We start from the raw sequence: 13,922 nt of genomic DNA, 5'->3' as shown, positions 1-13,922 counted from the left end.
ATTGGCTTGATCTTTAGCCACCTTCAGTTCGTCCTTCATGACGCGAATAACCTGCATTGCCATCGTGGTTACGATCAATACCAGAAACAAATTAATGTTCTGCAATATAAGATCCCACAAAAAATATTGACCTGGTGTAAAAAAGATATAACAAAATGTGAGCACCAAACCGATATAAGAAAGTAGGAGCGTCCAGCTGTATCTCATAGATAGATGAGCACAAGCTACCAACATGGGAGTAATCACATACCATTTAAACGGGCTATTGATCCCTCCGGTCGGGAACAGCAGCAAAATAATCCCTGCCGTTTCTAGTGCAATACTACATTTCAATACCATATCATGAAGTCTGTATTTACGGTAAATCCAAGTAAAGGCTGTAACGGATAAAAATAGAAAAACAATTAGTAATAGCTTTTGCCATACCATTAATCTAGATGTTTCGAACAGAAAAACAAGTGATGTTAAAGATAAAGATACATAACGGTATAAAAAAATCATTTTGTCTTCTGCTGACTTCTTCAACTTCATCCTGTCACCCTATTCTGTGTTTTGAAGGGACGATGGGCATATTAGGTTTGTTTGTGTACTCTAAAAAATCATAACCAATCCAAAAATAAATAACAAGACATAAACTCTTACGTAAACGGTTACATTCCAAAAAAAATTGGTACTTTTTATAACATATTTACCGTTTCAGGAAAACATTTTGGGGGTAATGTCAGAATTTATGACGTTTGTCAAGGTAATAAATCACATTTTTTTGATCAACCTGAAAAAGGGACTTGCTGGTACCGCCGTGACTATAACAGCGGTATTCAACAAGTCCTTTTTAGTGAATTTAGCGGTCTACTTTTAGCCCCCGGTACGCGCCAATTCACGCATATTGGCTTCAAATGCCGCCAGTAGAGCTTCATCTCCGCTCAAACCGGTCGCCTCTTCTTTTTGGATCTGTTCAACCATGCGCTTGTAATCCTTTGGAATCACCCGTACAAATTGCTGAATCGCAGTCTGCCATTCATCCAAAATACGTTGACCTGCTTCACTACCTGTGTAAGTAACATGGCGCTGAATCATGCCGCGCAATTCCGCTGCTTCCGCAGGGTCTTCCACATCTTCCAGCAACACCATTTCCAGATTACAACGGCTTAGGAACGTCCCCTCTGGATCATAGACGTATGCAATACCTCCGGACATCCCGGCTCCAAAGTTCCGTCCGGTTCCACCCAGTACAGCTACACGTCCGCCCGTCATGTATTCGCAGCCGTGATCACCAACGCCCTCAACAACAATACGTGCGCCGGAGTTACGAACGGCAAAGCGCTCGCCTGCGATTCCGTTAATGTAAGCTTCACCGCTGGTCGCTCCATACAAGGCTGTATTTCCGATAATAATGTTCTCTTCTGCCTTAAAGGTCGCTTTGGGAGATTTCTTTACAATAACTTTACCGCCAGATAGGCCTTTACCAACATAGTCATTGCTATCGCCTTCCACGCTCAGCGTGATGCCTTTCGGAATAAAGGCCCCGAAGCTTTGACCTGCCGATCCAATAAAGTTAAAGCGAATCGTATCCTCAGGCAGACCTGCCGCCCCATATTTACGTGTGACCTCGCTGCCCAGAATCGTACCTACTGCACGATTTACGTTGGTAATAGGTAAGGTCCCCTCAACAGGCGTTCCGCTCTCCAGTGCTTCCGCAGCCATCGGTACCAGCTTCAGCATATCGAGTGTTTCTTCCAGTCCGTGGTTTTGGCGCTGGACACGGTAACGTACACTTCCGTCTTCCAGCTCAGGAACATGCAGCAGCAAGCTCAAATCTACGCCTTTCTTCTTCCAGTGTGAATCAGCATTCACAGTATCCAGGCAATCCGTACGGCCAATCATTTCCTGAATCGTACGGAATCCCAGCTCTGCCATAATTTCACGGACATCTTCTGCGATGAAGCGCATAAAATTCACCACATGGGCAGGGTCACCCATATAATTTTTGCGCAGCTCCGGATTTTGCGTAGCCACACCAACCGGACAGGTATCCATTTGGCATACCCGCATCATAATACAGCCCAACGCCACGAGCGGCGCTGTGGAAAAGCCGTATTCTTCCGCACCCAACAGGGCAGCTACGACCAGATCGCGTCCGGACAGCATTTTACCGTCTGTCTCCAATACTACGCGGTCGCGCAGGTTGTTCAGCATGAGCGTCTGATGCGTCTCAGCCAGCCCCAGCTCCCAAGGCATACCCGCATGGCGGATGGAGCCTTGCGGAGAAGCGCCTGTACCACCGTCATAACCGCTGACCAGAATAATGTCAGCACGGCCTTTGGCTACCCCTGTAGCAATGGTGCCTACGCCTACCTCTGATACCAGCTTTACGTTAATGTCAGCACGTGGATTGGCGTTTTTGAGATCGTAGATGAGCTCTGCCAAATCCTCGATAGAATAAATATCATGATGCGGCGGTGGCGAAATCAGGCCTACCCCCGGCGTTGAACCGCGTACCTCGGCGACCCAAGGATACACCTTGCGTCCTGGCAGTTGACCACCTTCGCCCGGCTTCGCGCCTTGCGCCATTTTGATCTGAATTTCGTCGGCATTCACCAGGTAGTTCGACGTTACACCAAATCGGCCAGAGGCCACCTGCTTGATCGAACTGCGGCGTGAATCACCATTAGCATCCGGGATGAAACGCTCAGGGTTCTCCCCGCCCTCGCCCGTGTTGCTCTTGCCGCCGATTCGATTCATCGCAATCGCCAAATCTTCATGCGCTTCCTGGCTAATCGAGCCGAAAGACATAGCCCCCGTTTTAAAGCGGCGCATAATCGATGCAGCAGATTCCACTTCATTTAGTGGCACAGGCCCACCAGCAGGCTTCAATTGAAGCATGGAGCGAATCGTCAAATACTGTTCAGATTCACCCTGTACCAGCTTGGCGTACTTCTTGTAAAGCTCGTAGTCTCCCGAGCGTACCGCCTGCTGGAGCAAATGCACTGTTTGCGGGTTAAACAAATGCTCTTCTCCATCGTTACGCCATTGGTATTCACCGCCCGAATCAAGCACCTTGTCGTTGCCGTCCTTATCCGTGAAAGCACGGTTATGGTGGGCCAATGCTTCCATTGTCACTTCCTCCAGACCAATACCGCCGATACGGGAAGGGGTCCAGGTGAAATAGCGGTCAACAAAATCCTGTTTCAGACCTACAGCCTCGAAAATTTGCGCTCCACGGTAGGATTGAATCGTGGAAATTCCCATTTTGGACAATATTTTAACGACACCCTTGGTGGCCGCTTTAATATAATTTTTAACTGCCTTCTCGTGCGAGATGCCGCGCAGCAAGCCCTGTTGAATCATGACATCCAGCGTTTCAAATGCCAGATACGGATTAACTGCACTCACACCGTAGCCCAGCAGCACCGCATAATGGTGAATATCCCTTGGCTCACCAGATTCCAGCAAAATGCTCACACGTGTGCGTGTACCCTGCTTAATCAGATGGTGATGCAGGCTGGAAACAGCCAGCAACGCCGGAATGGCTGCATTTTCCGCATCCACTCCACGGTCAGACAAAATCAGAATATTATGACCTTTGTCAATGACACGGTCGGCTGCCTCAAACAGTCCTTCCAGTGCTTGGGTTAAGCCCTCAGCACCTTTCTTAGCTTCAAAGAAGATCGGAATGGTCATTGATTTGAAGCCTGGACGGTGTACGTGACGAATTTTGGCAAACTCTTCATTCGACAACACCGGCGAATCCAACCGAATTTGACGACAGCTTTCTGGCTCTGGGTGCAACAAATTGCGCTCTGGTCCAATCGTCGTTGCAGTAGACGTCACGATCTCTTCACGAATGGCATCAATTGGCGGGTTGGTAACCTGAGCAAACATTTGTTTAAAGTAATTGTACAAACGTTGCGGACGGTCAGATAATACCGCCAGTGGAGCATCGTACCCCATTGAGCCAATCGGTTCCGCACCCGTAAGTGCCATTGGCTCCAGAAGTTTGCGCAGTTCCTCAAACGTATAACCAAATGCGAGTTGCAACTGATTTACATTTTCATGTTTTGGCTCTGGCTGCTCCAGTGCTTCAGGCAGATCATCCAGATCAATCAAATGCTCATCCAGCCACTGCTGATAAGGCTCTTCAGATGCGATACGTTCCTTTAACTCTTCATCGGAAACGATGCGACCTTCTTGGGTATCCACCAGCAGCATACGTCCTGGACGGAGACGATCCTTATAAAGCACATTTTCAGGTGCAATATCCAATACGCCCGCCTCAGATGACAGTGCAATCAGATCATCCTTGGTCACATAGTAGCGTGCAGGACGCAGACCGTTACGGTCGAGAATGGCCCCGATTTGGATACCGTCTGTAAACGCCATCGCAGCAGGTCCGTCCCACGGCTCCATCAAAGTGCTGTGATATTCATAAAATGCCCGCTTTTTCGGGTCCATAGTTTCATGCTTGTTCCACGGCTCAGGCACCATCATCATGGCTACATGAGGAAGCGAACGTCCGCTCAAATACAGAAACTCCAGCGTATTATCAAACATGGCTGTATCCGAGCCGTCTGGGTTGATGACTGGTTTAACCTTCTTGATGTCGCTGCCAAACGCTTCGCTTTCAAATTGTGCCTGACGTGCATGCATCCAGTTTACGTTGCCGCGCATGGTATTAATTTCACCGTTGTGAATCATAAAACGATAAGGATGCGCACGATCCCAGCTCGGGAACGTATTCGTGCTAAAACGGGAATGGACCAGCGCGATCGCCGATGTCACCCGCTCATCCTGCAAATCCAAATAAAATTTCCCTACCTGCTCCGTTGTCAGCATTCCTTTGTATACAACCTTGCGACAGGACAAACTTGGAATATAGAACGACTCACCATTCTGATCCTCTTGGTTATAGCGAATAGCAAGCTCTGCACGTTTACGAATGACATACAGTTTCCGTTCAAAGTCCAGTTCTTCCTTCAAATCGCTACTGCGGCCGATGAACACCTGACGCACGCCAGGTTTGGCTGCTTTGGCCGATTTACCCAGCATTTCGTCATAGGTAGGTACATCGCGGAAACCCAAACAGTTTTGACCTTCGTCCATAATGATGTCTCTAAGCTTCTGCTCATGCATCTCACGAACTTTTGGATCATTGGATACAAAAAGCATACCCACGCCGTAATGTCCGGACTTTGGCAATTTGAAGCCCAATCGCTCCGCTTCCTCTTGAAAAAACAGATGAGGAACCTGAATCATGATCCCTGCTCCGTCACCGGAGTTTGGTTCACTTCCCTGACCGCCCCGATGCTCCATATTTACGAGCATGGTCAAAGCCTGACTTACAATATCGTGCGATGGTTTTCCCTTGATGTGGGCAACAAAGCCCATGCCGCAGGCATCTTTTTCGAATTGGGGATCATATAGTCCCTGTTTGGGTGGTAAACCTGTCTGTCTCATGGAACGCAACCTTTCTGTTATAAAGTCATGCTGGCCTGAAATACAGGCGGCCGAATAGAAGACAGTGGCAACAAGAGGTAAAGCAAAGAACAACTACGAGGAATGGGGGACAAAAACATAAGACGTATTCAAGGCGGTACGGTCCGCCGATACGCATGTTTTTCAATAATTATGCAATGGCTTGACTTGAAAAACACGTCGATTCCACTGATGAATCTAATTAGTTCTATCATTTTATCATTGACCTATTGTGTTAGCAATTCAAAGTTTTTATGGTTGTGATAATAAATCTTTTACATTACAGCTTCAACGTACCAATGCAAAAATATATCATTTTTATGTATAAATATTCATTAAAAAATCAGCCTTTTCTATCCCTCCAGGGAACAGAAAAGGCTGACATAAGGAGACTTGATGAACCTGCGATTCATCAAGTGCATGCCTGCAAATTGAGAATTCGTATTAAAATTCGAGACTTTCGCCTGGCTTCAATGCTTTCCCTTCAATACCTTCTTTATGAAGACGGTCACAGAAGCCATCTCCATCCTGCTCTATACCGGGGAAAGTATTGTAATGCACCGGTATCACGCGGCTTGCCCGTAGCCATTTCGCTGCCAATAAGGCATCCTCCGGTCCCATTGTATAACCATCACCGATTGGCAATACTGCGGCATCGATGGAGTTGGTTTCCCCAATAAGACGCATATCGCCAAACAAGCCAGTATCCCCTGCATGGAAAAATGTTTTGCCTCCCATGGTCAACAAAATCCCTGCTGGCTCTCCCATATAGATCGTCTGTCCATTCACTGTCAAAGAGGAGCTGTGGAACGCCAGCGTAAATTTCACATGAAAACCGTCAAATTGGTGACCGCCCCCCAGGTTCATACCGTGAGCTTTGGTCCCCAGAGATGAACAATATTCAGCCAGTTCCGCCACCGCAATCACAGGGCAATCATTGCGCTTGGCAATATCAACTGCATCCCCAAAATGATCGGCATGACCGTGTGTCAACAACACTGCATCGACCTGAATATCTTCGGCCTGTACGGTTGCTTTAGGATTACCTGTCAAAAAAGGATCGATAATAATCCGTTTTCCCTCTGCCTCCACCAAAACAACTGAATGTCCATAATATGTGATTTTCATAACATTTACGCCTCCTTTGTCACTTTCATGATTAAGATTACCTTCCTTTACCTAGTATACCTATTTTGCATGCCAGCTTCACGCACACACAAAATACGTTCACGAAGCTGAACCCGTTGTTTAGAAAGGGCTGTTATTTGTCGCTTTTGGGATTTATGCAAAATACTCATTTATAAAAGGTATGATGACCGATTGTTTTTACCTTGGTACGCGAATGATGAACCGTAAGGTCCTGGGCCAACGTAAGCGAAAGGAAAAAACAGGTGTTATCAGGCACGGCTTTATGGCCATTCAAAGCAGCTGTAACTGCACGGATGCTGTCCTGATTAGGCTGAACACGACGAAGACGCCCGTTCGCAACCGGACTAAATTGCGCTTTTTGATAAATCACTGCCTGAATCGTATCGGGAAATGAGGCTGACCGCAGCCGGTTTAAGACAACGTTGGCAACTGCCACTTTGCCTTCGTACGGTTCGCCTTCTGCTTCTGCCATTACTATTTTTTGCAGCAGGAGCAGTTCTTTAGCGGAGACAGGATAGCTCCAGGTAGACAACGCCTTGTCGTTCTGAGTGAGCATTTTTGTCTTCGTAAAGTAGATGGTTGTAGGAGGGGTTAGGATTGCGGACTTGCTATGCTGGACCTCAGGCTTTTTCTTGCCTGTAACAGCGTTATTCCGAGCTTGTTCCACCTGCTTCATCTGGGAAGCGGGTAACGGAGTCGGCATGATTTCTTTCCAGCTTGGCTGCCCATGAGCAGCGACAAAGATGGGGCTTGTCCTGTTTGACCCGTTACGGGTCCCCATCCTGTCGCCATATGTAGGAACTGAAGTGTTTCCTGACCAACTCAGAGATTTCATAGGTGCATTTTTATGATTATTCTGTGTTTGCTGAACCTCAGCGTAGAGGCCTATCCCCAATATACAAACAAGCAGCACACTCAAAAGAGGTGCAAACCAACGATGTTCTTTAATAATTTCCATAATGTTCCTCCCGTTAACTTTAAGCACATTCCTCTGATATGTAACCCAAAATGCGCTTTTTGAATAACGCTGAAACACTATATCACTAAATTCGCTGATAGATCAAGGGTTTCACCTCATTAATGGGAATGTTTGAATTATTTGGTACATCGGTTTTTGCCCCATTCGTGTTGCATATAACACAAATTCCCCCACTACCCAAGACTCGCCGCTTCGGCCATTTGACTGCCACACTGACGCTGAAACGGGCTCTTCTCCTGTATACGAACGCGCTACGGTGATATGGGGTCGATACGGCCTTTGTTCGGGTTTAAAACCCAGCGGTTCGGTAGCCCGAAGTATGGACTGGTATAGCTGACCTAGCGGCTCTCGCTGCCCGGCTACTCCTCTCCACAGTACACGCGGAAATTGTTCACGTCCAAAAAAGCCTGCCTCACCTATGCCGAGCGTGAACGGACGATGCTCAGCCGCAGCATGAGCTAGGGCCTGCTCAAGTTGTGGAATAACCGAGGTCGCCACATCACCCAGAAACTGTAGGGTCACGTGGTAATCTCTGAAGTCACTCCATTTGCGAAAAGACAAATGATTCAAATCCTGCTCCACCCAATGATGTAACTTCTTCTTGTGCTCGTTCGGCAAAGCTATCGCTGTAAAAAGTCTTTGCGATTCATTTTTCATCAACCGTTTCTCCTTTCTTATGAATATCCCATGGATATTCCAAAAAATGGCTGTTTGATTGGTCCCTAATCAGGGTAAGCCACTTGTTGTTATATATAATGACACCACAAGCTTGTTTCTACCCTTCTTATGCAAATTTTCCGGCAATCTGTTATCCTTGAAGGGATGGTTCGCCAGAATATATTGGAAACTCCAAAGAATTCAAACATCGAGGAGGCAATGAATCATGGGAAGCATTTTAAGTTTACATCAACTGACGGAAGATCAAAAAAAACAGGTTCGTGCAGCGGCTCCAAGCTACGAGCTGATTATTGGCAAAGCCCAGGAATTGGAGTCTGAACAAATCCGTGAGGCCGAGGTTATTTTAGGCTGGTCCAAGCATATTGCCGAGGAGGCATTACATCCAGACAGCAAACTGAAATGGATACAAACCTGGTCGGCTGGGATTGATAAGCTGCCACTTACCGAACTGGAAAAGCGCGACATTGCACTCACGAATACGAGCGGTGTGCATGCGATTCCAATCACGGAGCAGATCTTTGGCATGCTGCTATCGCATACCCGTTATTTACAGCAAGCAGCTCTCTTGCAGCGTCAGAAAACATGGCAGCCACCGGCAGGTCAACTGACGGAATTACGTGGTAAAACGCTGCTGATTACAGGCGTTGGCGAAATCGGCCGTGAAACCGCCCGGATTGCAGAAGCCTTCGGCATGCGTGTGATCGGGGTTCGCCGTTCCGGCAAGGAAGCTCCCCATGTAGAACACATGTACACCAACGAACAATTGCATGAAGCATTGGGCGTTGCGGATATTGTGGTGAATATCTTGCCATTCACAGAAGAGACCCATCACTTCTTTGACGAAAAAGCATTTGCAGCTATGCGTAAAGGAGCCTTCTTCATTAATGTCGGTCGCGGCAAGACTGTTCATACAGATGCCCTGGTACGTTCACTGGAGCAGAAACATATTGCCTTTGCCGGACTGGATGTATTCGAGGAAGAACCGCTACCTGCGTCACATCCACTATGGAGCCTGGAGCATGTACTAATTACACCGCATATTGCAGGGGATACAGACCGATATACTGAACGAGCGGTGGACATTTTTCTTACTAATTTAAAAGCCTATGCTACGGGTCAAAAGTTGCCGCTGAATTTGGTTAACTACAAAACTCAGTATTAACAACCTACTCACAGATCCAGATTTCCCGACTCATACCTGTCTTATGGATACGGCATTGCTCCGTAACGGTCCAGCCTGACTCAGATAGCAATGTTGCCATCGGCTCCGTGCTCACGATCACTGCCCGCGCGGCCAGACGTCTCAGACTGCGCAGCATCCTTTTTTGTTCGTCGGCAGGGAGCACGGAACACAGGTTATAGGGCATATCCAATATAGCTGCATCGTAAGTATCTGTGAGCATATTCATATCTCCGAGCTTCACCAGATCCTCTTCATATCCAAAATGACGTAAATTTACTCGTGCCCCACGTACTGCCAATGGATTGATATCACAGCCGCGAATATTCTTGCCCATACTCAATGCCTCAATCATTACATTGCCCATACCACAACATGGGTCCAGCATTTTTAAGGGCCTTGATTTTCCCTTAGAGGCAGTTAGATCCGTTGCTGCCAAATTTACAAGTGCTCTAGCTACCAAAACGGGTAGTCCAGTAGAATAATTTTGCGGCTTCTGACGACGTTCTTGCCACGATCTGTCACTATACTCGCACATGCCCATTAGCCATCGTTCTCCTACCCGTATGACTCCTAGGGTGACATCCGGTGTCTTCATTTGCGCCTGCCCCTGAATACATGCGCCAATCCGGCGTTCTATCCCGCGTCGTTCATCATAGTCGGCCTCATTGTCCCCTTCTTTAAGGCACAGCACCTTAAAAGTCTTTCCTTGCTCAAGCTGTAACATCGAAGCCGCTTCACATAGTTCTTCCAGTGTGTCCGCATTGATGATGACATCCAGACGAAGATGGATAAACGGGCTAATCCCTGGCTCCAGTCGAAGATGGGATAACACCAAGGAACTATGCATGGGCTCCTGACCAAATAAGCATTTTAGTTCCAAAAGGCACAGCTCACGCTCGGTTTCATGACACGCATAGGTATAAATGTAGCTTGATTTCATTTCACTCATTTCGTTTCGTGTTTATTCATGTTAGAATCTCTTTTCATCATTTCATTTGGATTCCAGGCTGGAATTCATCGCCTCCGCTATGAGTCGGTAGGAAAGAAGCCGCTGCTCATAGTCGGGAATGGGTGTGACCAGTAGAAACTCATTATTATCATATTTGACCTGTAAACTACGCAACCGATCAGCAATAACCGCCGGTGTTCCTACCAGCCAACTGGCCCGTACCGCCGGATCGCCTAATGAAATGTGAGCAGCCCATTGCTGCGCCAACTCATCCGTCAAAGCACATACTGCTCCTACAGCAACCATAGTACGCGGCTTGTCCATCCGGGTGGATGGCTGAAAGTGGGAGCGGTAAATGCTTAGCACTTCTTCCGTTTGCTGTTCACTCATAAATTGGCCAAATACATAGCCTATTGAATACCTTGCAGCATATTCGGCACTTTTTCGGTTGGTACCCAGCATCCACAGTGCTGGCGGCTGATCTGGCATCGGACGGGCAATCACAGGGGTCTGCTCATATTCATATGTGCCTTCCAATAAAGCCAATAGAGCTTCCATCTTCTGTGGCAGCTCGGTCACATGTTGAAGAAAATTGCCACTTAGAGCCATCGAAGCATGGGGTCCCCCGCCAGGGGCTCTCCCCAGACCCAATTCGACTCTGCCCGGATATAGAGCGGCCAGCAGATGAAACCATTCGACGACCTTGACTGGACTATAATGCGGAAGCAATATAGCTCCCGCACCCAGTCGGATTGTTGTCGTCACCGCCCCGATATGAGACAACAGCACTTCTGGACTAGAGGAAGCCAGCCCCTCCATATCATGATGCTCGGAGGTCCAGTAGCGTGTATATCCCCACGCTTCCGCCTGTCTCGCCAACTCCGCTGCCCATTGAACCGCTTGCTCCGGGCGAGTGCCGGGCAGCAGCGGTACCATATCAAGTACACCAAGATTCAACGAGTTAATAGCTAAAGATTGAGGTTGCATATACGCCTTCCCCCCTCCCTTATATCCGTTCTAAACGAGTTTCTTCTACTATATAGGGTTAAATAAAAGTGTTAGTCCAGGTCATAAATGGAACCCACCTTCAGACCATATAACTCATTATAAATTTTTTCAGCAAACGCATCGGTCATGCCTGCAATATAATCAATGACCATATGCTCCCATGTCCAAATCGGTTTTGCCTTGGCTTGGTCGCGCTCATAGCGCTGGAGCCAATCGGTTGGAATAATAGACTTGGATGTTTCAGGGTCCAGGAAAGCCAGCCATAACCGTCTGAGCATCCATTCACTGCGTTTTTGCAGACGCTGCACGCGCAGATCGCGGATCATGGTGACCCAAGCGAAGCTTTTTAACACACTCACCGTGCGCAGCATATCCAAATCCTCGCTTCCATCCCGTACAAAGGTTACCTTCTTCCAATTTCCATCATCAATTACACCTAAACTACTGACAAACAGACTGACCCAGTATGCCTTCACCTCACGGCGGGTGCGAGAATAGTCGTGTTCGCATATCGGCATCTTGCCATTCCACACCTTCAAAAATTCGCTTAGCACTGCCGCTACCTTCTGTTCAATCTCAGTCAGTTGCCAGCCTTGCCAGAAGCTATCCTCCAGCGTAGTGATCTTCTCCGTAATCAGACGAATTAAGTATGGATCATATAAGAAATGTTCGTGCACTTCAATTTTCCCTGCCTTAATCCCATCCTCCAGATCATGCGCGGAATAAGCAATATCGTCGCACAGGTCCATGAGCTGGGCCTCCAGCGTTTTTTTACCGTCAGGGATGCCCCAATCCTCACGGATCGAACGTATATATTCCCACTCATGCAGGTACAACCCTTTTTTATTCAGAATTCCTGGATACGGGTATTTGTTGATTCCGAGCAACACCGCGTCCGACAAATTCAAACCATCCACATTTTCACGCTTCTCCAAAAACATTATCAGCCGAAAATTGTGCGCATTCCCTTCAAAATGCTCATAAATTTGTCGCTCACGCGCATAGGCCTCAAGTCCACGCTTGGACTCTGGCGTAAAGCCGCCAGCTGCGGATATCTTTTCTACCTTTGTCTCAATCAGTTGATCCAAAATCCCGTCCAGTACCTCTTCTCCCTTGTGCCCGAACGGTGGATGTCCAAAGTCATGTGCGATCGACGCACACTCCACCACCTCAGGGTCAATGATCAGTCCTGCATTATCCGCCTGTTCCAACTCTACCTCTGGATGACGGCGCAGCAAGCTTCGTGCTGCCTCACGCGCAATTTGCGCTACCTCCAAAGAATGTGTCAGCCGTGTGCGATAATAGTCGCCTGTGCCTGCGCCAAATACTTGTGATTTACCCTGCAACCGACGGAAAGTCGGTGAATGGATCAATCGGGAATAATCCCGTTCATATGCCGCCCGTGAAGCGTCGCTTCGTGTCTGCTCCGCAAATTGCCGATGTTCTCTCTTGTTTTGCCATGTCATAAAGCCCACTCCCTACGTAATCAATTGGAGTGATTATACATTTTTTTCACGCCTCAGGAAAGTTCACATGACTTTCAACAATGAAAAGTTATTTTTGGCGCCATTGCACAAACGGATGGTTTTACCGAAACATCAAGAAATTTCATAATAAAGAGGTGTCCCTCCAGCCGCATATTCAGGCCAGGGAACACCTCAGAAAACGAAACCAAGTTCTAATGCTTTGCTTTCGGGTCCAAAACATCCCGCAGGCCATCCCCCATCAGATTAAAGCCCAAAACAGTTAGCATAATGGATACACCTGGAAAAATAACCGTCCACGGTGCATTTTGGATATATTGCCGCGAATCGGATAACATTTTGCCCCACTCAGGCTCAGGAGGTTGTGCACCCAAACCGAGAAATCCGAGCGCGGCTGCTTCAATGATGGCCGTTCCAATTCCCAATGTTCCCTGTACGATGATCGGTGTCAGGCTATTAGGCAAAATATAACGGAGTATGATGCGCCGATTATTAGCCCCGAGCGCCCGCGCAGAAGTTATATACTCCTCCATTTTAACACTCAGCACCTTGGAGCGAACCAAACGTCCATACGTAGGCACATTGACAATGGCAATAGCGTATAATGCATTTTCCAACGACGGCCCGAGAATCGCCACAATAGCAATTGCCAGCAAAATGCCCGGAAACGCCAGCAAGATATCGAATAGGCGCGAGATGATCATATCAGCCCATTTTCCGTAAAAGCCCGCGATCAATCCCAGAGCAGTTCCTACAATCATCGAACCAATAACGGACAAAAAGCCGACCCATAACGAGATTCTGGCCCCATACAGCGTACGGGTTAATAAATCTCGACCCAGATCATCGGTACCGAACCAATGCTCTGCGGAAGGAGGCTGCAAGCGGCTCACCAAATTTTGCTCTTTATAGTCAAAAGGAGCAATCCAGGGCGCGATCAAAGCAATGATGACAAAGAAGATAATAATGCTCAGACCAACTAATGCCATCTTGTTGTGGCGAAAAGCTCTCCACGCATCT

Annotated in this window: 9 protein-coding genes and 1 pseudogene; 1 reads left to right on the top strand and 9 read right to left on the bottom strand. The window is 47.6% G+C overall.

Going from position 1 to position 13,922, the window contains the following annotated elements:
* The 5 genes and pseudogenes from AC5V8P_RS16005 to thpR form a co-directional block, all read right to left on the bottom strand.
* A pseudogene (locus AC5V8P_RS16005) lies at window positions 1–531 on the bottom strand (two-component sensor histidine kinase); the annotation flags it as partial.
* 324 nt (window positions 532–855) lie between these two features.
* Window positions 856–5,454: a glutamate synthase large subunit gene (gene gltB, locus AC5V8P_RS16000; protein ID WP_064795466.1), complete on the bottom strand. Its 4,599-nt coding sequence runs from the start codon at window positions 5,452–5,454 to the stop codon at window positions 856–858.
* Between the two features lie 462 nt (window positions 5,455–5,916).
* The gene (locus tag AC5V8P_RS15995) at window positions 5,917–6,600 is read right to left on the bottom strand and encodes a metal-dependent hydrolase (protein WP_063207697.1); all 684 of its coding nucleotides are present in this window, start codon (window positions 6,598–6,600) and stop codon (window positions 5,917–5,919) included.
* A gap of 166 nt (window positions 6,601–6,766) precedes the next feature.
* Window positions 6,767–7,579 carry a cell wall hydrolase gene (locus AC5V8P_RS15990; protein ID WP_063207694.1) on the bottom strand — a complete coding sequence of 271 codons (813 nt, stop codon included), beginning with the start codon at window positions 7,577–7,579 and terminating at the stop codon, window positions 6,767–6,769.
* A 111-nt stretch (window positions 7,580–7,690) separates the two neighbouring features.
* Window positions 7,691–8,257, bottom strand: coding sequence for an RNA 2',3'-cyclic phosphodiesterase (thpR, locus tag AC5V8P_RS15985; protein WP_064795467.1), 567 nt, complete (start codon window positions 8,255–8,257; stop codon window positions 7,691–7,693).
* A gap of 226 nt (window positions 8,258–8,483) precedes the next feature.
* On the opposite strand from thpR, the gene AC5V8P_RS15980 reads away from it, so the two are divergent.
* The gene (locus tag AC5V8P_RS15980) at window positions 8,484–9,440 is read left to right on the top strand and encodes a D-2-hydroxyacid dehydrogenase (protein ID WP_064795468.1); all 957 of its coding nucleotides are present in this window, start codon (window positions 8,484–8,486) and stop codon (window positions 9,438–9,440) included.
* 4 nt (window positions 9,441–9,444) lie between these two features.
* Here AC5V8P_RS15980 and AC5V8P_RS15975 read toward each other — a convergent pair whose 3' ends face one another.
* From AC5V8P_RS15975 to nikC, 4 genes are all read right to left on the bottom strand, one after another.
* Complete coding sequence (locus AC5V8P_RS15975) at window positions 9,445–10,410, bottom strand: methyltransferase domain-containing protein (RefSeq protein WP_064795469.1); 966 nt, start codon at window positions 10,408–10,410, stop codon at window positions 9,445–9,447.
* 42 nt (window positions 10,411–10,452) lie between these two features.
* Complete coding sequence (locus tag AC5V8P_RS15970) at window positions 10,453–11,397, bottom strand: MsnO8 family LLM class oxidoreductase (protein ID WP_064795470.1); 945 nt, start codon at window positions 11,395–11,397, stop codon at window positions 10,453–10,455.
* Between the two features lie 71 nt (window positions 11,398–11,468).
* Window positions 11,469–12,884: a deoxyguanosinetriphosphate triphosphohydrolase family protein gene (locus AC5V8P_RS15965; RefSeq protein WP_064795471.1), complete on the bottom strand. Its 1,416-nt coding sequence runs from the start codon at window positions 12,882–12,884 to the stop codon at window positions 11,469–11,471.
* Between the two features lie 212 nt (window positions 12,885–13,096).
* Window positions 13,097–13,922: nickel transporter permease (nikC, locus tag AC5V8P_RS15960; RefSeq protein WP_495473718.1), on the bottom strand; the 826-nt coding region annotated here is incomplete at its 5' end.

The sequence above is a fragment of the Paenibacillus sp. N119s genome, assembly GCF_059447605.1.
Note: the sequence above shows the minus strand (reverse complement) of the source record. Positions and strands in the feature narration are given on the sequence as shown.

Coding starts and splice junctions, on each gene's coding strand:
- thpR (WP_064795467.1), bottom strand. CDS start 8,257: ATGAAAAATGAATCGCAAAGACTTTTTACAGCGATAGCTTTGCCGAAC.
- AC5V8P_RS15970 (WP_064795470.1), bottom strand. CDS start 11,397: ATGCAACCTCAATCTTTAGCTATTAACTCGTTGAATCTTGGTGTACTT.
- AC5V8P_RS15980 (WP_064795468.1), top strand. CDS start 8,484: ATGGGAAGCATTTTAAGTTTACATCAACTGACGGAAGATCAAAAAAAA.
- gltB (WP_064795466.1), bottom strand. CDS start 5,454: ATGAGACAGACAGGTTTACCACCCAAACAGGGACTATATGATCCCCAA.
- AC5V8P_RS15975 (WP_064795469.1), bottom strand. CDS start 10,410: ATGAGTGAAATGAAATCAAGCTACATTTATACCTATGCGTGTCATGAA.
- AC5V8P_RS15965 (WP_064795471.1), bottom strand. CDS start 12,884: ATGACATGGCAAAACAAGAGAGAACATCGGCAATTTGCGGAGCAGACA.
- AC5V8P_RS15990 (WP_063207694.1), bottom strand. CDS start 7,579: ATGGAAATTATTAAAGAACATCGTTGGTTTGCACCTCTTTTGAGTGTG.
- AC5V8P_RS15995 (WP_063207697.1), bottom strand. CDS start 6,600: ATGAAAATCACATATTATGGACATTCAGTTGTTTTGGTGGAGGCAGAG.